This window comes from Pararhizobium sp. O133, assembly GCF_051669845.1.
Taxonomy (GTDB): Bacteria; Pseudomonadota; Alphaproteobacteria; order Rhizobiales; family Rhizobiaceae; genus Pararhizobium.
On sequence record NZ_CP196427.1, the window covers coordinates 319,376 to 340,016 of the forward strand.

Annotated in this window: 16 protein-coding genes; 8 read left to right on the top strand and 8 right to left on the bottom strand. The window is 59.4% G+C overall.

Annotated features, from left to right (window positions below; all coding sequences use genetic code 11):
- Positions 1–198: 198 nt before the first annotated feature.
- Positions 199–1,074, top strand: a complete 876-nt coding sequence (locus ACST81_RS23920) for a M23 family metallopeptidase (protein ID WP_438753881.1) — start codon at positions 199–201, stop codon at positions 1,072–1,074.
- Positions 1,075–1,218: 144 nt separating this feature from the next.
- Here the strand turns inward: ACST81_RS23920 and ACST81_RS23925 are convergent, their stop codons facing one another.
- From ACST81_RS23925 to ACST81_RS23945, 5 genes are read right to left on the bottom strand one after another with little or no spacing between them, the layout of a single operon-like run.
- Positions 1,219–2,283 carry a DUF2218 domain-containing protein gene (locus tag ACST81_RS23925; RefSeq protein WP_438753883.1) on the bottom strand — a complete coding sequence of 355 codons (1,065 nt, stop codon included), beginning with the start codon at positions 2,281–2,283 and terminating at the stop codon, positions 1,219–1,221.
- A complete protein-coding gene (locus tag ACST81_RS23930; RefSeq protein ID WP_438753885.1) occupies positions 2,280–3,125 on the bottom strand; it encodes an ABC transporter ATP-binding protein in 846 nt (281 codons plus the stop codon). Before ACST81_RS23930 ends, ACST81_RS23925 begins: the two co-directional genes overlap by 4 nt.
- Entirely contained in the window at positions 3,122–4,156 is a 1,035-nt protein-coding gene (locus ACST81_RS23935) for a FecCD family ABC transporter permease (protein WP_438753886.1), read from the bottom strand. The genes ACST81_RS23930 and ACST81_RS23935 overlap by 4 nt, the downstream gene beginning before the upstream one ends.
- 2 nt (positions 4,157–4,158) lie before the next feature.
- Entirely contained in the window at positions 4,159–5,205 is a 1,047-nt protein-coding gene (locus ACST81_RS23940) for a FecCD family ABC transporter permease (RefSeq protein ID WP_438753887.1), read from the bottom strand.
- Entirely contained in the window at positions 5,202–6,197 is a 996-nt protein-coding gene (locus ACST81_RS23945) for an iron-siderophore ABC transporter substrate-binding protein (protein WP_438753889.1), read from the bottom strand. Before ACST81_RS23945 ends, ACST81_RS23940 begins: the two co-directional genes overlap by 4 nt.
- Before the next feature lie 312 nt (positions 6,198–6,509).
- Here ACST81_RS23945 and ACST81_RS23950 point away from each other — a divergent pair, with 312 nt between their 5' ends.
- A complete protein-coding gene (locus ACST81_RS23950; RefSeq protein ID WP_438753891.1) occupies positions 6,510–8,636 on the top strand; it encodes a TonB-dependent siderophore receptor in 2,127 nt (708 codons plus the stop codon).
- A 38-nt stretch (positions 8,637–8,674) separates the two neighbouring features.
- Here ACST81_RS23950 and ACST81_RS23955 read toward each other — a convergent pair whose 3' ends face one another.
- Positions 8,675–9,574 (bottom strand): helix-turn-helix domain-containing protein, encoded by a 900-nt coding sequence (locus ACST81_RS23955; RefSeq protein ID WP_438753892.1) that lies wholly within the window; start codon positions 9,572–9,574, stop codon positions 8,675–8,677.
- Positions 9,575–9,921: 347 nt separating this feature from the next.
- Between ACST81_RS23955 and catE the strand changes: the two genes are divergently transcribed.
- From catE to ACST81_RS23985, 6 genes are all read left to right on the top strand, one after another.
- Entirely contained in the window at positions 9,922–12,039 is a 2,118-nt protein-coding gene (gene catE, locus ACST81_RS23960; RefSeq protein WP_438753893.1) for a catalase C, read from the top strand.
- Between the two features lie 289 nt (positions 12,040–12,328).
- On the top strand, positions 12,329–12,838 hold the full coding sequence (locus ACST81_RS23965) for a YciE/YciF ferroxidase family protein (protein WP_438753895.1): 510 nt from the start codon (positions 12,329–12,331) through the stop codon (positions 12,836–12,838).
- A 579-nt stretch (positions 12,839–13,417) separates the two neighbouring features.
- Positions 13,418–14,725, top strand: a complete 1,308-nt coding sequence (gene ugpB, locus ACST81_RS23970) for a sn-glycerol-3-phosphate ABC transporter substrate-binding protein UgpB (RefSeq protein ID WP_438753897.1) — start codon at positions 13,418–13,420, stop codon at positions 14,723–14,725.
- An 89-nt stretch (positions 14,726–14,814) separates the two neighbouring features.
- Positions 14,815–15,696 carry a sn-glycerol-3-phosphate ABC transporter permease UgpA gene (ugpA, locus tag ACST81_RS23975; RefSeq protein WP_438753899.1) on the top strand — a complete coding sequence of 294 codons (882 nt, stop codon included), beginning with the start codon at positions 14,815–14,817 and terminating at the stop codon, positions 15,694–15,696.
- Positions 15,697–15,705: 9 nt separating this feature from the next.
- Positions 15,706–16,554 (top strand): sn-glycerol-3-phosphate ABC transporter permease UgpE, encoded by an 849-nt coding sequence (gene ugpE / locus ACST81_RS23980; RefSeq protein ID WP_438753900.1) that lies wholly within the window; start codon positions 15,706–15,708, stop codon positions 16,552–16,554.
- Positions 16,554–17,600 carry a sn-glycerol-3-phosphate import ATP-binding protein UgpC gene (locus tag ACST81_RS23985; protein ID WP_438753902.1) on the top strand — a complete coding sequence of 349 codons (1,047 nt, stop codon included), beginning with the start codon at positions 16,554–16,556 and terminating at the stop codon, positions 17,598–17,600. The genes ugpE and ACST81_RS23985 overlap by 1 nt, the downstream gene beginning before the upstream one ends.
- A gap of 536 nt (positions 17,601–18,136) precedes the next feature.
- On the opposite strand, the gene ACST81_RS23990 is transcribed toward ACST81_RS23985, so the two are convergent.
- Entirely contained in the window at positions 18,137–19,480 is a 1,344-nt protein-coding gene (locus tag ACST81_RS23990) for a mandelate racemase/muconate lactonizing enzyme family protein (protein WP_438753903.1), read from the bottom strand.
- Between the two features lie 61 nt (positions 19,481–19,541).
- Positions 19,542–20,618, bottom strand: coding sequence for an ABC transporter ATP-binding protein (locus ACST81_RS23995; protein WP_438753905.1), 1,077 nt, complete (start codon positions 20,616–20,618; stop codon positions 19,542–19,544).
- Between the last annotated feature and the right edge of the window lie 23 nt (positions 20,619–20,641).

Below are 20,641 nucleotides of genomic sequence, written 5' to 3' on the forward strand. Positions count from 1 at the left end.
TAGCCGAACGGAAAAGCGCTCGTTAATCTCCGAGTTGTGATAGGCTGCGAACTCATCATCCTGAAGCCGGGGCGGCCGTTGCTTAGTCTCATACACCGTTCGATATTCGGCATATTTACCGCCGTGCTTCTCGGCTCGTCCGCTTCTGCCATCGAACTTCGATTGCCGGCGGAGTGCGAACTCGGAAAAACCTGCTTCATGCAACAATATGCCGACATGGCAGCCGGCAATGCGGTGGCCGATCCGCTCTGCGGCGGCATGACATATGACGGTCATTCCGGGACGGACCTGCGCATCCTTTCGCTGAAGGATATGGAAACGGGATTTCCTGTCATCGCGGTCGGCGACGGCACGGTGCTACGGATTCGCGACCAGGAAACGGACCATCTGGTCGAAACCGAAGCAGACAGAGCCAGTGTCGCCGGACGGGAGTGTGGCAACGGTTTGGTCCTGCAGCTTCAGGATGATTACGAAGTCCAGTATTGCCACCTGCAAAAGGACAGCCTGGCGGTCAAGCCGGGAGACACTGTCCGTGCCGGTGACCGGCTCGGCGAGATCGGCGCATCCGGCCTGGCACAGTTTCCCCATGTCCACATCACGGTCACCCGGCACGGCGATACGCTCGACCCGCTGACAGGCCGGAAACTCTCGGACGGTTGCGCATCGACATTTCGGTCAGGGGAATCGCTGTTCGCGCCGGAGATTGTCGCAAAGCTGGATCCGACGAAGCCGGATATCCTTGCCATCGGGGTAGCGGGAAAACCCGTCGTCTACGAAGCGCTCGTCCGGGAGGGGCCACCGCCGGTCGTTTCGGCCACGGACACTGTGTTCGTCACATGGGCGTGGTTTGCCAATCTGAAAAAAGGCAGTGCGATCAGGTTCGTGCTGAAGGATCTGAACGGCGATACCCTTATCGACCATACCGGCGAGCCACTTGAGCGGAACAAGGCTGCCTATTCCGCTTTCGCCGGAAAAAAGCGTTCATTGCCTGCAGGGCAGTATCAGGTTGACGTCTCGGTGACTCTGGACGGTACGATCGTCAGGAACGCTGTTTCGGACATCTCCGTTCGCTGAGATTGCCGGCAATGCATGCCTGTGCCATCATTCCGGCCTGCCGCTGAACCTTCGACTTCAATCATGGAAGACACGTTATTCGCGCACGACCACGACGGCCTCGGATATAACTGCAACTGGATCTGCCCCTGCCCCGCCGATGGTTCACGGAGAACTTCTCTCCCAATACCAGGCGACATACATTTTCTTTCGGTCATGCCGCCGTTCCTTGAGGAACGATCGGAGGGCGCGGATGTCCTGTTTTTCACAGGCGGCCCAGACGAACGTCTCCCGATCGACGCTGTCGATCACGGCTTTGGCCTCGGCCAAAAGATGCCCGGTGGCGTGTTCAGGATAGCTGCACCGGTGCAGCCAGCGCATGTCGAGCACACCGGCCGTTGGAAGCGACTGCTCTTCCGCCTCGTCCTCAACTTCGACGATGGCCCGCATCCGCGTTCCGGCAGGAACTTCGGCCGCGATCCGCGCGATGGCCGGCAAGGCGCTCTCATCGCCGATCAGAAGCATGGTTTTTGCCACTGGAAGACTGCCGCCGCCTGGCCCAATGAGAGCCGCCACGTCTCCGGGCCGTGCGTCACGCGCGAAATCGGCACCGGGCGTCGAAATCCCGGGGGCCGGATGCTGCAGGAAGTCGATCGACAATTCGCCGCGCGCGGTATCGACCGCTCGGATCGTGTAGACGCGAACCACAAGCTCGTCCTCGCCTTCCGGCCAGGCAAGGCGGCCGTCGTCACGAAAACCCGGCCAGACAGGCGCTCTGCCTTTTGGCGGCACCAGCAGGCGAACATGCATATCGCCGCCGACAAATGGCGTAATGTCGGCGCAGGAGAAGACAACACGACGCATATGCGGGGTGATGTCTTCCGCCGACACGACCGTTATTGCCTGTAGATTCGGCGGCCTCGACAAGGACGTCGCTTCCGACCAGGTGAGCTCGAAAGGCTGATCCTCGGCGAAATAGAAAAGGTGCTCCGCAAGGATCGTACGGCTCATCTGCAAGGTTTCGGCCGTCGGACAATCGAGATTGATCAAAAGGCGGCCGCTGTCGATCTCGATACGCGCAATACCGACATCGCTTTTCAGCACGGCCAGATCACCTACTCGATCCACATCGGCATGTTCGACAAAATGTTCGCAGATCTCGTCGAGCATATCGACCGCATTGCTGGGAGCGGCCACGCCGGACAGCTTGAAGGACGTGTATTCGTTCATGCGGTTTTCTCCTCTTGTGACGGACTGCTGGCCTCGTCATCGGACGCCGCCATCCGGTGTCGGCCAATTGGCAACATGATGGGGCGGCCGGATGTCGGATCCTTGATGACCCGGCTGTCGAGACCAAAGACATACCGCACGGTCTCTTCGGTCAGCACCTCTTCCGGCGCGCCCGACATGTGCACGCGGCCGTCCGCGAGAGCGACGAGATGATCTGCATAACGGGCGGCAAGGTTGAGGTCATGCAGGACCATGACCACGGTCGTACCGCGCGTGCCGTTCAAATCCACCAGGAGATCGAGCACCTCGATCTGGTGATTGATATCGAGAAAGGTCGTCGGCTCGTCGAGCAGCAGGATATCCGTCTGCTGCGCCAGTGCCATGGCGATCCAGACCCGCTGCCGCTGGCCACCGGAGAGTTCGTCGACCGGCCGCTCGGCGAGCTCGAAAATCTTGGTGGCCGCAAGCGCGCTGTCGACCGCTTCGTCGTCCCGCCGGGTCCAGCGGGAAAACAGGCTCTGATGCGGATGCCGCCCGCGGCTGACCAGATCGGCGACGGTGATGCCCTCCGGCGCGATCGGCGACTGTGGCAAAAGGCCCAATGTCCGTGCGAGGTCTCGCGAAGGCATGCGATGGATGGACTTGCCGTCCAGAAGGACCTGCCCCTGGCTTGGCGAAATCAGCCGCGACAACGTGCGGAGAAATGTGGACTTGCCGCAGGCATTGGCGCCGACGATCACGGTGATCTTGCCGGGCGGAATGGTCAGGTCCAGCCCATGCAGGATTTCGGTTTTGTCATAGCCGGCAGACAGGCCGCTGGCGACGAGCAGATGATCGGTCACAGCGAGCCTCCGATCCGGTTGACGCGAATGATGAGATAAATCAGGTACGGTGCCCCCAACGCGCCGGTGACGACCCCGACGGGGTATCGGCCTGGCAGAAAGTGTTGCCCGACATAATCTGCAGCAAGGACGAGGACGGCGCCCGTCAGCGCCGACGGGATCAGGAGCGGTCCGGCGTTTCGAACGATCCGGCCAGCAATCGGGCCCGACAGGAAGGCGACGAAGGCGATCGGCCCTGTTGCGGCGGTCGCCGATGCGATCAAGCCGACGGCTGCGATCATCACCAGCATCCGGGTTTGCGAGACGCAGGTGCCGAGGGCGGCCGCCATGTCGTCTCCGAGGCGCAAGGCATCCAGATCGCGACTGCGGCTAACGAGAAGACCGCCGAAGAATAGAAGAGCAAGCAGCAGCGGCAGAGCCTGGTCGAGTTGCGCGCCGTTGACGCTGCCCGTCAGCCAGCGCATTGCCTCCTGCAGGCTCCAAGCCGGCGCGGACTGCAGGATATAGGCGATGATGCTTTGCAGCATGGCCGATACGCCGATGCCGACGAGGATAAGGCGTGTTCCGGCGACACCGTTGCGAAACGAAAGCCCGTAGACGAGGAGCGCAACGCCAAGACCGGCAACGATGGCGAAAACCGACACAATCGGCCCGCTCATCGACAGAACGACAATGGCGAAGACTGCCGCAGCCCCGGCACCGGAGGTGATACCGATGATATCCGGGCTTGCAAGCGGATTGCGGAGCATCACCTGAAACGCCACCCCACCCAGTCCGAAGCAAAGCCCGGCGAGAACAGACAGCACCGCGCGTGGCAGCCGCAATTGCCCGACATTGAAGGCGGCTCCCCGAACGGGCTCACCAAGCAGGACGCGCAGGACATCACCAGGCGGCGTGATCGTTTGCCCCACCGACAGCGTGACCGCGAAGATCGACACGACGAGGGCCAGCAACACCGCAAGGACAACAAAATACCGGCGCGCGCGGCGGCGACGGTTCGCGATGACAACATCGATGGTGAAGGTCTGCATGGTCACAGGTCCCTCACCCGCTGGCGCCTGACGATCCAGATGAAGAATGGCGCGCCGACCAGTGCGGTAACGATGCCCACATCGATCTCGGCTGGACGCGCGACGATGCGCCCGAGAACATCCGCTGCAAGCAGCAGACACGCGCCGCCGAGCGCCGAAAACGGCAACAGCCAGCGGTGATCGACGCCGATCAACAGCCGGCAGATATGCGGCACGACCAAGCCCAGGAAACCGATCGGCCCGCAGACGGCCGTTATTGCGCCGCAGAGCAGGATGGCTCCGAGAGACGCGACAGCCCGGGCCACCGCGACATTTTCTCCAAGGCCGGCCGCCAGATCATCCCCGAGCGCAAGGGAATTCAGCTTCCTGGCCGAGAGCAGGCTGACCGCGAAACCGACAGCGAGAAACGGCAGGACCGGCAGAATACGCTGATAGGTCGCGCCACCGACGCCGCCGATTTGCCAGGACTGGATGCCACCGGCGATATCGCCGCGCGGCAAGACGATGGCGATCACCAGCGATGAAAACGCAACCGATGTCGCGGCGCCGGCGAGCGCCAGCTTCAGAGGCGTGGCACCCCCTCGTCCCATCGAGCCGATGGCATAGACGAAGATCGCGGCGCATGAGGCGCCGAGAATCGCGGTCCATATATACGCATAGGCGGACGACATGCCGAACCAGGCGACCCCGACGACGACGGCGAGCGAGGCCCCCATATTGACGCCGAGAATGCCGGGATCGGCCAGCGGGTTGCGGGTGACGCCCTGCATGACAGCACCGGACAACCCCAGCGCTCCTCCTGCAAGTAACGCCAGCAGCGTTCGCGGAATGCGCAGGGCGACGGATGCCCGACCGATATTGTCCTGCGCACCGCCAATGGCCGCGATGATATCGGCCCAGGCGACACTACGCGTTCCAACCGTCACGGAGAGCACGATAAATACGGCCAGAAGTGCGAACAGGCCGACCAGCCAAAGGCTTCGTGTCCGGTTGGAGCCGGATGCGGCCAACCATCGCCCATTGGATGTCTTCAGGATACCCGCGGTCATTTCGACTTCTTGGCCGCCTCGCTCAAGAGCTTCACATAGTCCTTCAAAATCCACCGGATCGACAGCGGCGTCGGATTGGCGGCGGTGCCGACCGCATTGTTTCCCAGCAGCACAATCGATTCCTGTGTCACCGCCGGCATATGCATCATCAAAGCATTGGTCTTCAGCGCGTCGAAAAGCATGCCGTCGCCATAGGTGACGAGGATATCGACATCGTCGAAGGCATCGATCTGCTCTGCGCTCACGGATCCGGAAAACTTGCCCGGCAGAGACGCATCGTTCACGCTCTTCGGCGACGTGAGCCCGAGATCGGCGAAGAATTTCACCCGCGTATCGTTGGTCGTGTAGAAGTTGACGATGCTGAGATCCCATGCACTCAAATGCGTGATGAACATCGCCGATTTGCCCTTGAGCTCAGGATGCGCCGCCAGCGTGCCGGCAATATCGGCCTCGATATCGGCGATCAGCGCTTCGCCTTCGCCAGCCATGCCGAGACCCGCGCTGTCCAGCCGGATCGTTTCCCGCCAATCCGTCGACCAGGGCGCCTGCGGGTAGGCGATAACGGGCGCAATCTGGCTCAGCGTATCGTAGTCCGCCTGGCTGATACCAGAATATGCCGCGAGAATGACGTCGGGACGGGTGGCGGCGACCGCCTCGAAATCGATCCCGTCACCCTCGTCGAACAGAACCGGCTTTTCGGCCTTGAGTTCGTCCAGTCGTGCGGCGACCCAAGGCAGGATGCCGTCGCCGTCGTCATCGCCGAAATTCGCGCGCGCCATGCCGACCGGCACGATGCCCAGCGCCAGCGGCACTTCATGGTTCGCCCAGGCGACGGTTGCGACCCGCTCCGGCTTCTTGTCGATGACGGTGGTACCGAACGCATGCTTGATGGTGATGGGATAGGAAACGCTCTCTGCCGCAAGCGCGGTGTCGTGCACGCCAATCCAGAGGGAAACGATCAGTGCCAGTACGGCGAAACGGAACAGCTTCATCGCCACACTCCATTCAACATTATAAGTTGACCCCAGTTCTCAGCTTAATTGCGTGGCGTCAACGGCAAAGCGGCTTATATCCGGAAAGTGCGTGGAGATTGCCAGCGGATCGTACAAAACCGGGGAAATGTACAATACTATACAAATCCACTCCAGTTAATAGCGGGTCATTGGGGACGACGACTTCAGGCCGGGGCGGATTGAGCGCGGAGCATGCGCTGTGAGCCGGACGCTGGATTGCTCGACGGTCTCACATAGCTTCAGCGATGGAGCTGACCGCTTTTTAGTCTTTAAGTCAATTGGAACATGAACATGGACATCGATCAAACCGGCCGCTGCTCGACGCGAGTGCCTATGCGTTACCGAAACGCATTTCTTCTCGGTTGCACGGCCCTCATCGCCTTGACGCCTGCCCTCTCGTTTGCGCAGGAAGCAAGCCCGACCCAGTTGGAGACGCTTGTGGTCCAGGGTGGAACCGGCGGGACCGTCCTCAACACGGAGAACGATTCGAAGACGATCGTTGCCACCGAAACGACGGGCGCCGGCAAGCTGCCGACCGATATCCTGGTTGCACCCGCATCCGTTTCCGTTATCACGTCCAAGGAAGTCGAGGAGCGCGCCGCCGACACCGTCGAACAGGTCGTGCAATATACGGCTGGCGTGACCAGCGACTTCTACGGCTCGGACGATCGCTATGATTATTTCGACATTCGTGGCTTCACCCCGTACACCTATCGCGACGGCTTGGCCATTGGCAGGACGTTCGCCGGGGTTCGGGAAGAGCCTTATGCCTTCGAGCGCATCGAGGTGCTCAAGGGCGCCAGTTCCTCGGCCTTTGGCGCGGCTGAGCCTGGCGGATCGGTCAACTATGTCACGAAGACCCCGAAGAGCGAGCGTTTCGGGGAAGTCTATGGCACCGGTGGATCGTTTGCGCATAAGGAAGTGGGCTTCGATTTTGGCGATAACTTCACCGAGGACGATACGCTCTCCTACCGGTTGACCGGCAAATTCCAACGAGCGGATGCCGAATATGATTATTCCCAGGATGACGAGAATTTCTTCCTCGGCGGCCTGACATGGCGTCCCACCGACGCAACAAGCCTGACGTTCACTTTCGATCACCTCGACAAGGATGGGGTTCCCGGTAGCGGCGGCCATCCGCTCGGGACCGATTTTGACAGGGACAAGTTTTTTGGCGAGCCGGACTATTACTTCAGCGAGACGAACCGCAACACCTACAGCGTCATGTTCGACCATGACTTCGGCAATGGCCTGAGCTTCAGTTCCAATGCGCGCTACAGCAACCTGAACGACGGTTTCGGCAGTGCCTATATCGGCAGCACGCCAACCGACGGCTCGACGGTGGCCGGCCGCTACTTCTTCGGAAACGGGAAATCGACCGAGCAGTTCGTCATTGATGCAAATTTGGTCTACGAAACGAATTTTAACGATGTCGAGAGCCGCACGCTCCTGGGAGCCGACTACAACAAGTACGAGTCCGACAGCAATAACTTCTACACGGCGGCGCCTTCGATCGATTGGGAAAATCCGATCTATTCAGGCGGACCCGGTTCCATGTCACCTTACGCCAGCACGAACAACGACCAGCAGACCAACGCAATCTATCTGCAGCAGGACCTGACCTTCTTCGACAAGCTGACGGTGAGCGCCGGTCTGCGCAACGACTGGCTCGACCTCAGCGAAACCGATCTTCTGGCAGGAACGACTCAGGCCGGGGACCACAGCGAATTTACCACGCGGTTCGGTGTCAGCTACAAGATCACCGAGGAACTGGCTCCTTATATCAGCTACGCCGAGTCGGCCGCACCACCGGCCTCCGGCGCCGAGCCGACGACCGGAAAGCAGTATGAAGTCGGGATCAAATATCGGCCGGAGGCCTTCCCGGCCTTGATCACCGCCTCCGTCTACGACCTGACGAAGGGCAACATCACCGTGTTCGACCAGGTCACCTATATACCGGAGACGGTCGATAAGGTCAGGCATCGTGGTTTCGAACTCGAAGCCAAGGCGGAAGTGACAAACAATATCAACGTCATCGCCGCCTACAGCTACATTGATTCCAAGGTCATCGAGCCCGGCGGCGCCAATGACGGCAACCGCCTCATGCGCGTGCCCAAGCATCTGGCCTCGGTGTGGGGCACCTATACGCTGGAGGGTCAGGGCGCACGCGGCGACATGATGTTCGGGCTGGGAGCACGGTACACCGACTCGTATTACACGAACCTCGACAACTCCACGAAATCGGAAAGCGCAGTGGTGTTCGATGCGGCCTTCACCTACAAGGTCCAGGAAAACACGACGTTCCAGTTGAACGTCAACAATGTGTTCGATGAGAAACACGTGGCCAGCCAGGACTTCGGCGCGGTTTATTACAACCCGGGCCGCGCCATCAAGGCGACACTGCGCCAGACCTGGTAAAAGAAAATGGTCCCGTCCGTATCATCGCGGACGGGGCTTTATGCCCGCCGCAATTGCCGCATGCGCCGCCAGGCGGCCGGTGTCTCGCCGACGATCTGGCGAAACACCTTTGTCAGGTGCGCCTGATCGGAAAACCCGAGCTGGGCGGCGATGCTGGCCACGGTGAGATCGCTTTCGCCGAGCAGTTGCTTCGAAAGTTCGACGCGTTTGGTCAACTGCCATTGCAGCGGGGTCTTGCCGGTGGTCTGCTTGAAAACGCTGGCAAACCAGCTTTCGGAAAGCCCGACGATCGCTGCCATTTCGGCGACGGACATCCGGCAATCGCCCAGGCCGTCGATATGCGCCAGCAACTTGTTCATCTGAGCCTGCGTCAGCCTTCCGCTACCGCTCTCTTCCCTTTCCGGGGGAATATCGAGGAGCCCCGCGACGATGCTGCCGACAAGGTTTTCCGCATAGACTGCATGTCTGGAAGGATTCTTGATCTCGTCGACCAGCAGTTTCGCCAAGGCGTCGATCGCCGACACATCCTGAAGTTCCACCGGACGGCGCAAGGCCGTCTGTGCGGCGGAAGCACCAATCGATGGAGCGAGATACCTCAGCACCCGATCGCGATGGAGGTGCAGATTGAGATGACTGAAGCTGTGCGTCTTGCGACTGCCGGTCCACAACGGAACGCCGGCCGGAACATAGACCGCCCGCGCCATCGGGCGTGAATTCCTCGCAAAATTATCGTTTTCGTTCGAGATGCAGACGTTGGACGAAACATCGTTGAAAAAGAACATGATACGAGGATCGTCAGCAAGATAGTAGCCACTGGCGCCAGCCTGGCTTTCCGCCTCCCAAAGCACGCTGACAAACCCGTCATATTGCCGCCATTGAACCGGAGCCGTGACCCGGATGCCTTCGGTTTTCCAGGACATGGAATGCCAGAAGCTCATGCGCCGTCACTTCTTCCTTTGAGAGGTCAGATTGCCGTTGGGAGCCATCGCAACGGACGTGATTGGACAGCATCGAACCTTAAAAATAGTTGAGTACTCGTATCATATTTCCCCAAACTGGCAAGGTATCCGTTGGGCGGTCAGAATCACAGTCCAACGAAGCCGTTCTGCTGGTGGCGCAAACCGTGGCCGGCAGAAGGTGTGCCCGCCTGCTGAAACGTCAACGGGCTGTCCATATTGCTGAACCCGATATTCGACGACCTCAACCAGGCCCTTCCCGCCGGAACCCGGAACCAAATGCCGCTTCGCTGATTGTCATCCGTTCACTTCCAGACGGGGATTCCACCATGGCTAAAAAATCCACACCGACAGCGACCGCCAATATCGCCACCGTTCACGACCAGAAACTGCATCGAGGAGACGGCGGTGAGCTTCACCAGTTTGCCGAGGACGGGGCGCCGGTGCTCACCACCGCGCAGGGCGGCCCGGTCTCCGATGACCAGAACTCACTGCGTGTGGGCCCGCGCGGTCCGCTTCTCATGGACGACTTCCATTTCCGCGAAAAGATCTTCCATTTTGACCATGAGCGCATTCCCGAACGGGTCGTGCATGCACGCGGCTATGGCGCCCACGGGTTTTTCGAGACCTACGATTCCCTGGCAGCCTATACCCGCGCCGACCTTTTTCAGCGCGCCGGCGAACGAACGCCTGTCTTCGTGCGCTTCTCGACGGTTGCCGGCAGCAAGGGTTCTGCCGACCTTGCGCGCGATGTCCGCGGCTTTGCCGTGAAGATGTACACGAAGGAGGGCAATTGGGACCTTGTCGGCAACAACATTCCTGTCTTCTTCATCCAGGACGCCATCAAGTTTCCCGATGTCGTTCATGCCGCGAAGCCGGAGCCGGACCGGGCGTTTCCGCAGGCACAGACGGCACATGACACGTTCTGGGACTTCATCAGCCTGACCCCGGAAAGCATGAATATGGTCATGTGGATCATGTCGGACCGCACCATTCCGCGCGCATTCCGGTTCATGGAAGGATTTGGCGTTCACACGTTCCGCTTCGTCAACGCGAAGGATGAATCCACTTTCGTGAAATTCCACTGGAAACCGAAACTGGGCCTGCAATCGGTTGCCTGGAACGAAGCGGTCAAGATCAACGGAGCGGATCCGGATTTCCACCGGCGTGATCTCTGGCAATCGATCCAGTCCGGCAATTTCCCGGAATGGGAACTGCAGGTTCAGCTCTTCGACCAGGACTTCGCCGACAATTTCGACTTCGACGTGCTCGATCCGACCAAGATCATTCCGGAAGAAATTCTCAAGCCCCAGCCGATCGGCCGTCTCGTCCTTGACCGGATGCCGGACAATTTCTTCGCCGAGACCGAGCAGGTGGCGTTCATGACCCAGAACGTGCCGCCGGGCATCGACTTTTCCAACGATCCGCTGTTGCAGGGCCGTAACTTCTCCTATCTGGACACGCAGTTGAAGCGTCTCGGCAGCCCGAATTTTACCCATCTGCCGATCAACGCACCGAAATGTCCTTTCGCCCATTTCCAGCAGGATGGGCATATGGCCATGCGCAATCCCGTGGGCCGGGTGAACTATCAGCCGAATTCCTTCGGCGAAGGGCCGCGAGAGTCGCCGATGCAAGGCTACCGCCACTTCCCGGCAGAAGAACGCGGCCCGAAAATACGGCTGCGGCCGGAGAGCTTTGCCGATCATTACAGCCAGGCGCGACAGTTCTTCATCAGCCAAACACCACCGGAACAGCGCCACATCGCCGCTGCGCTGATCTTCGAACTGTCGAAGGTCGAGACACCGGTAATCCGCGAACGCATGGTGTCCCACCTGATGAACATCGACGAGACGCTTGCGGGAAAGGTCGCGCATGGACTTGGGTTGAACGTCATGCCAAAGCCCGCCGACGCCGCCGTCCCGACGCGGCAGGATCTTGAACCTTCGCCGGCGCTCAGCATCGTCGAGCGCGGTCCCCAGCGTTTCGAAGGCCGCAAGCTCGGCATTCTTTTGACAGACGGCGCCGATATTCAAGTGTTCCAGACACTGCACGATAATCTCAAGAAGCAGAAGGCTGTCTTCGAGGTCATCGCGCCAAAGGTCGGCGGTGTCACCATGTCGGATGGAAGCTGGGTCGATGGGCAACAGATGATCGATGGCGGCCCGTCCGTGTTCTATGACGCCGTGGCGCTCGTTGTATCGGCGGATGGCGTGACCGATCTCCTCAAGGAGGCAACAGCGCGCGACTTCGTCGCCGACGCGTTTACGCATTGCAAATATATCGGCTATGTCGGCGATGCCCTGCCGCTTCTGGAGAAAGCCGGGATCGCCGGCGATCTCGATGAAGGAACGATCGAACTCACGGACAAGAAAACCATTGCCACCTTCTTCGAGGAGATCGGCAAGCTTCGGGTCTGGGCGCGCGAGCCCTCGGTAAAGCTGAATTGATCTGGAAGGGCGGGATAATGCATCCCGCCCTTCCCTACTGCCAAGACGTCTGGACTGAACATCCATGACGGCAAGCCTGCCCTCGACCGCTGCAAGACGGTATGCCGAACTCTATCCAACCCTGCCGTCCCATTCATCCTCCGCGGTCAAAACTGTCTGATGTTGAGGATGGGTATCGAAGGAGACCACCTGACCGGTCGACCGAGGGAGATTCAGGTTCATCTCTTTGGGAACCAAATGCCGTTGGCTTGGTTGAGTCGCGCATTTCCGATCATCAAAGGAGAACACGATGGCAGAAAAGACATTGAACGACCTGTTTCTCGATACCCTCAAGGACATTTTCTACGCCGAGAAACAGATTCTGAAGACGCTGCCGAAAATGGCGCGTGCCGCGAAATCGGAAGAAGGCAAGGCCGCTTTCCTCAAGCACAAGGATGAAACCGAAGGGCAGATCGAGCGGCTGCAGCAGGTGTTCGAGATGATCGGCAAGCCGGCCCGCGGCAAGACCTGCGAGGCAATTCAGGGGATCATTGCCGAAGGCGAGGAAATCATCGACGAATTCAAGGATTCCGTCGCACTGGATGCAGGCCTCATTTCTTCGGCTCAGGCCGTCGAGCACTATGAAATCGCCCGCTATGGCACGCTGAAATCCTGGGCCACGCAGCTTGGTTACAAGGACGCCGTGGCGCTGTTCGACGCCAACCTGCAGGAAGAGCTGGCAACCGACAAGCTGCTCACCAAGCTCACCAAGCTCGGCGAAACCCAGGCTAATCCCAAGGGCGCGAAGAAGGCGGCGTGATTCTCCTTGAATCAACGGACGGATGAAGCGGGCGGCTCCATGCCGCCCGTAGCTTCCGATGGAGTCATGATTCGTCGGGAGATGTTCAAGAAACATTTTCGAACAGACGGCGATCAAGCGGCACACCGCCAAAGCCTCTCGGCCACCAGCATGGTTGCCAGATCAATCGATATATTCAGAGCGACAGCTTTGTGATCGTACGCAACGAACCCGCAGCGATCATTTCTCGGACGATTGATCCTCGCGCAATTTTGCAATTGCGTGCAAGACTTTATCTAACACCCACCACAATATTCCAAAGCAAAAGAGTTTGACACACCGACTCATCTGATGCAGCATTTGCACACGATTGCAAAAGGAAATGGGATGGAGGTCCCTTTCAAGGTGGTCGCGGGGGCTTGCGTTGCGACCAGATCTTCAACTCCTGGACAAATGCCACTTCGCTTCTATGTGAATTTTGAGATCGTGTGATGGCGGCGGTGCCAGCCTGATGCCAAAGGTTTCCGTGTCGGTCGAGGAGGACTGCCACGGGAATTGCAGAACAACTGCATTCTGTTTCATCGTTAGTGGAGGAAAATCATGTTCAAACGTTCGTTGGCTGCCTCGACGGCCCTTTTCGCATTCACTTTGGCGCTGCCTGTCGACGCCGACGCTGCCACCGATCTGCAATGGTGGCACGCCATGACCGGCGCCAACAACGAGGTCGTCAATCAACTGGCCAAGGAATTCAACGAGAGCCAGAGCGATTATACGATCACACCCGTTTTCAAGGGTACCTATCCCGAAACCCTGAACGCCGGTATCGCGGCGTTTCGCTCCAATCAGGCCCCGGCCATCATTCAGGTTTTCGATGCAGGCAGCGGTGTCATGATGGGAGCTGAGGGTGCCATCATGCCCGCGGCGGACGTGCTGCAGAAAGGCGGCTACACGTTCGACAAGTCGCAGTATCTGGCGGGTATCGTAGCCTACTATTCCAAGCCTGACGGCACCATGCTGTCATTCCCGTATAATTCATCCTCGCCGATCATGTATTACAATAAGGATATCTTCGCGAAGGCAGGCCTGGACGCGGAGAACCCACCGAAGACATGGCCCGAAGTGTTCGAGGCTGCAAAGAAGATCAAGACCAGCGGCGCGGCATCCTGCGGCTTCACGTCGACATGGCTGACCTGGATTCAGACGGAGAATCTCGCCGCCTGGAACAATGTCGCCTACGGAACGAACGAGAACGGCCTTGGCGGCAACGACGTCAAGCTGGAGTTCAATTCGCCGCTGTTCGTCGAGCATTTCCAGGCAATCGCCGATCTGGCCAAGGACGGCACGTTCCGCTACGGCGGACGCACGTCCGAAGCCAAGCAACTCTTCATGTCGGGCGAATGCGCGATCCTGACGGAATCGTCCGGTGGTCTCGGCGACATCATCAAGTCGGGCGTCAAATACGGCATTGGCCAGTTGCCCTACTATGAAGGGCATGGGCCGCAGAATACCATTCCGGGCGGCGCCAGCCTCTGGGTGTTCGGCGGCAAGAGCGACGAGGAATACAAGGGCGTCGCGCAGTTCTTCAACTTCCTCTCGCAGACCAAGATTCAGGCACGTCTGCATCAGGTGTCGGGCTATATGCCGGTGACCAACGCCGCCTATGAAGAAACCAAGAAATCCGGCTTCTACGACAAGAATCCGGGCCGGGAAACGCCGATCCTGCAGATGATGGGCAAGGCCCCGACGGAAAATTCGAAAGGCGTGCGCCTCGTCAACCTGCCGCAGGTCCGCGACATCATGAACGAGGAGTTCGAGGCGATGCTGGCCGGAAAGCAGGATGCCAAGGCAGCCCTCGACAAGGCCGTCGAACGTGGCAATGCGGCGATCGCCGAAGCCATCGGCAACTAAGGCACAACATTCGATCCCATGCCGCCCGATTAACCCACGGGCGGCAATTCGGTCCACTGTTCGTCGCCCCGTTGTCCGAGGATGAAGCCGTGCATACTGTCGCGTTTCCCAACAAGATCCTGCCCTACCTGCTGGTGGCGCCGCAGATCGTGCTGACACTCATTTTCTTCTTCTGGCCGGCCAGTCAGGCGCTCTACCAGTCCATGGTGCGTCAGGATCCGTTTGGCCTGAAGAGCGGCTTCGTCGGTCTCGCCAACTTCAAAAACGTGCTGTCCGATCCGAACTATATCCATGCGGTCCAGGTCACAGTCGTTTTCACCCTGTTGACCGCGGTGGTCTCGATGGGCGTCGCTCTGCTTCTGGCGACCGCGGCCGACAAGGTTATTCGCGGCCAAGGCTTTTATCGCACGCTTCTGATCTGGCCCTATGCGGTCGCGCCCGCCGTGGCCGGCATGCTCTGGCTTTTCATGTTCAATCCGGCCATGGGCACGCTCGCCTATCTGCTTCGACGCAACGGCCTTGCCTGGGATCCGCTCCTGAACGGCAACCAGGCAATGGCGCTGGTTGTCGTTGCGGCCGCCTGGAAGCAAATCAGCTACAATTTCCTGTTTTTCGTGGCGGGACTTCAGGCCATTCCGAAATCGCTCATCGAAGCCGCCGCAATCGATGGCGCGCGCGGCAACCGGCGCTTCTGGACCATCGTCTTTCCCCTGCTCGCACCGACGACGTTTTTCCTTCTGGTCGTCAACACCGTCTATGCATTCTTCGACACGTTCGGCATCATCCATGCGGTTACTGGCGGCGGCCCGGCCAAGGCGACGGAGACCTTGGTCTACAAGGTTTACAACGACGGTTTCGTCAATCTCAACCTTGGGTCTTCTGCCGCGCAATCCGTTATCCTGATGATCATCGTGATCGCCCTGACAGCCTTCCAGTTCCGCTTCGTCGAAAAACGGGTCCACTATGGCTGAGGGTGCGAAATGATCGAGAAACGTCCCATCGCCAGCCTGTTTGGCCACTTCATCCTCATCATCGGGATCATCATCGTCGCATTCCCGATCTATTATACCTTTATCGCCTCGTCGACGACATCCGAGGCGATCATCCGCCCGCCAATGTCACTGCTTCCGGGTGGCCATCTGGTCGAGAACTATACGGAGGCGATGTCGGGAGGCGTCGAACGTGTCGTTGGCGTCAGTCTCGAACGGCTGCTCCTGAACTCCTTCGTCGTTGCGATCGCGATTGCCCTTGGCAAGATCGTCATCTCGTTCCTGTCGGCGTTTGCCATCGTGTTCTTCCGCTTTCCCTTTCGCATGGCCTTCTTCTGGATGATCTTCATCACGCTGATGCTGCCCGTGGAAGTCCGTATTCTGCCGACCTACAAGGTCATCGTCGATCTCGGCCTGATCGATACCTATGCCGGACTGACCCTGCCCCTGATGGCGTCGGCGACGGCGACCTTCCTGTTTCGGCAATTCTTCCTGACCATTCCCGGTGAACTGGTGGAGGCCGCGCGCATCGATAATGCCGGGCCATTCCGCTTCATGCGCGATATATTGTTGCCGCTCTCCAGCACCAATATCGCCGCCCTGTTCGTCATCCTGTTCATCTATGGATGGACCCAGTATTTGTGGCCGCTGCTTGTTACCAACGACGCGAAGATGAACACGATCATCATCGGGCTTCGGCGCATGGTGGATTTCACGGACGCATCGACGCCCTGGAACTATGTCATGGTGACGGCGATCCTCGCCATCATTCCGCCAATCCTCGTCGTGGTGCTGATGCAGCGCTGGTTTGTCAAAGGTCTCGTGGAGACGGAGAAATAATGGCCGATATTGTTCTTCATGACGTTCGCAAGAAATATGGTTCCGTCGATGCGATCAAGGGTGTTTCGCTGGATATCGCCGATGGCGAGTTCGTGGTGCTGGTTGGCCCGTCAGGATGTGGAAAATCAACGCTACTGCGCATGATCGCAGGACTGGAGAGTATCACCGGCGGTGAAATCTCGATCGGTGCCAGGGTCGTCAACGATCTGGAGCCGTCGGAGCGCGATATCGCCATGGTGTTCCAGAACTATGCGCTCTATCCCCATATGACGGTGCGGCAGAACCTCGCCTATGGCCTGAAAAACCGTAATACGCCCAAGGACGAGATCGATCGGCGAATTGCCGCTGCCGCCAGTGCCCTGGAAATCCAACCGTTTCTGGAGCGCAAACCGCGCCAGCTTTCCGGCGGCCAGCGTCAGCGCGTCGCCATGGGGCGCGCCATCGTACGCGAACCGGCTGCCTTCCTGTTCGATGAGCCCCTTTCCAATCTCGATGCAAAGCTGCGCGTCCAGATGCGGGTCGAGATCAAGCGGCTCCAGCGCTCGCTGGCGACGACCAGCGTGTACGTCACCCATGACCAGATGGAAGCCATGACCCTGGCCGACAGACTTGTGGTGCTGAATGCCGGCCTAATCGAGCAGGTCGGTACACCGATCGAACTTTACGAGAAACCGGAAACGACGTTCGTCGCGACATTCATCGGGTCGCCTTCGATGAATCTCCTGCCAATAGAAGCTTCTGCATCCTGGTCGCTTGCGGAAAGCGCGGTGGCTCCTTCGAGGGCCGTAACGCTCGGCGTGCGCCCGGAGGACTTGTATCTCCTGGAACCGGGCCGACCGGAAACCGGGTTTAAGATCAACGCAACCGTCGCAGCCGTCGAACTGGTGGGCGCCGAAAGCTATGTACACGGCATCCTGCCAAACCGGCAACCAATCGTGTTTCGCGTTCCGGGACGATCAAGGATTGCTGTGGACGAGCAACTGACGGTTCATGCAAACCACAACAGCCTGCATTTCTTCGACGAGACCGGCAAACGATTGAACTGAGGATCACCGCGGCCATGCCCCAATTCATCGTTACATTGCCGCGCGTCAAATATGACGCGCAAAGGTCGCTGTAACATTTTAAATATGCTGCATGATTTTATCTTAAATCGATTCCGATCTAAGGATTTATGCAGCAGTCAGGGACCGGGCGCCCTTGGTCAGGCGGTCGCCGTCGACGGGGAAGTGAGCGGCGGCGGAACGATTGCTTTCAATGCGCGATTCACACTGGCCCGCAATACTGGGCTCGATCCGAGCCCAGTATTGCGGGCTCGGTGATGGTGGTTCCTTCAGAGAACGGGATCCCGACAAACGCGGAGGTGTGCTGAAGGGTGTCGGCATTGCCCGAAACCTCGACGTTCCAACCGGTATGGTCCTCCACGCTTTCGCCAATTTCGCCGAGGCGCCCCTGCTGCGCCAGAGCGACTGTTATCCGAAACCGCCTGCTCATGAAATGCCCCGTTAAAGGCCAGAAGAAAGAATCTGATTTGCGACCAAATGGGAATCCAAATTGCGATTCCGCCTAAAATCATCCCGCTCTAACGGAGCAATTGCGTCTGGTAGCGTGGCGGATCGACCCTCTCGAAGCCCGCCTTGCACTTGTTCCATTCCTCCGTCGGCATGAACAAGCTGTCGGGGTCGCGAAGATTGGCCTTGATCGCATCCAGATTGAGGTCGAGACCCAGGCCCGGCAGGTCTGGAACCTTGACATAACCGTCATCCAGATAGTTCGGCTCGAGACCCGTTACCAGTTCCTCCCAGAAAGGCACATCGAGGCCATGATGCTCGACGGCCATCAGGCTGCCGATCGCTGCCCCGCAATGCACGTTGGCCATGAAGCCGATCGGCGAGCAGCACGAATGCAGAGCCGTCGCCAAGCCATGCCGGGCACCGTAATCGGCAATCCGCTTGGTCTCGAGCATACCGCCTGACGTCAACAGATCGGGATGCAGTACATCGAAGGCCTGCGTTTCGATCGCCTCGCGGAAACCGTCGAGGAGGTAGAGATCCTCACCGCCTGCCACCGGCGTCAGCAGCGCATCGGCAACCTTTTTGTGGCCCTTGATGTCATGCCAGATGACCGGATCCTCGATCCAGGCAAGATTGAAGGGCTCCAGCGCCTTGCCGATGCGGATGGCCTCATCGGCGGTCACATAGCCTTCGCCGAAATGATCGACGCAGAGCGACACCTCGCTGCCGACCTCGGCGCGAACGGCCCGCACAATCTCGACGGCGGTCTCGATCCCTTTTTCGGAAATCTTGGCGCCGCGGCCGGACCCCGCAACCCGGGTGCTCTTGCCGAGCGGATATTCATGTCGGGTCGCAGACCCCACCAACGCGTCTTCGGTCGTTTCGAACAGCTTGGGCGGCAGGTCGAACTTGATGAAGGTAAGTCCCATGTCGGCCCGGGCACGTACCGCCTTGGCATAGGCCTCCGGAGTGAGTTGCTCGGGCGCCGGCGTATCGCCATAGACGCGAACGCTGTCACGGTACTTCCCGCCGAAGAACTGGTAGCACGGCACGCCATAGATCTTGCCGACAAGATCCCACAAGGCGATCTCGATCCCCGAAATGCCGCCCCCTTCCCGCCCGTCTCCCCCATAAAGGCGCAGAGCATTGAAGATCATGTCGACATTGCAGGGATTCTGGCCGAGCAGGAAATGCTTCAGCCGCAACGCGCTCTCCGGGTGCCCGCCATCGCGGACCTCGCCCAGGCCATAAATGCCCTGATTGGTATCGATCCGGATCAACGGATAGTAGCAGATGCCCGTCACCACAGCGATCCGCACGTCCGTGATCCGGATGTCGGACGGACGGGAGTGGATTCGGACGGCGTTCTCCACAGCCTCGATGGCCTCAGCCGAATTGATGGCCTTGTTCACTTTCAATCTCCTGGTTGAAAGGCCGGTCTTGGGACCCGACCCCTTAAGTCAATTTTTGTCGTCAGGCGGCATTCAGCCTGTGGCCGGACCGACTGTCGAAAACATGGATGAGATCGGGTGCGACGGAGACCTCGAAAGGCTCGCCGGCGCGTATCGTGCGTTCACCGTCGATCACCGCGACGAGGTCACGCCCACCGACATCGAAGGTGACGTGGGTCAGCGCTCCCGTCGGCTCCACGAAGCGCGCCGAGCCGGACAGCCGGGATCCGTCGCCCTGTGCGACGAGGTGTTCGGGGCGAACGCCGAGCGTCACGGGCCTGCCCGTTTCCAGCTGCATGCCACCTACGCGGATCGTGCCGCCGTCGGCGAGCGTTGCAACCGCTCCCCGGTCATCGTTGCCGCCAACGGCTTCTATGAAGTTCATGGCGGGCGTGCCGATAAACCCCGCGACGAAAAGATTGGCAGGCCTGCGATAAAGCTCCAGGGGGTGGCCCTGTTGTTCGATGCGGCCTCCATGCATCACGACGATATGATCGGCCAGGGTCATGGCCTCGATCTGGTCGTGGGTCACATAGATCGAGGTCGTCTTCACCTTCTGGTGCAGCGCCTTGATCTCGGTCCGCATCTGTACGCGCAGCTTCGCGTCGAGATTCGACAGGGGTTCGTCGAACAGGAACACCAAGGGATTGCGGACAACGGCACGTCCCATCGCGACACGCTGACGCTGGCCGCCCGAAAGCTGCGAGGGTCGACGATGAAGGAGCGGCGTCAGACCGAGCATGCGGGCCGCCTCGCCGACGCGGGCCTCGATCTCGGCCGGGGATTTCTTCGCCAGCTTCAGGTTGAAGCCCATGTTTTCGGCCACGGTCATGTGCGGATAAAGCGCGTAGTTCTGAAAAACCATCGCGATATTGCGCTCGCGCGGCGTCAGGTCGTTGACGATCCGGTCGCCGATCGCGATCTCGCCACCGCTGATTTCCTCCAGCCCGGCGATCATCCGCAACAGGGTCGATTTTCCGCAGCCGGACGGTCCGACCAGGGCCACGAACGCGCCATCTTCGATCGTCAGATCGATGTCGTGAATGACATCCAACGTGCCGTATTTCTTCTTGATGCCCGTCATCTTCACGGAAGCCATGGCTCTTCTCCTGTCGTTCGAAA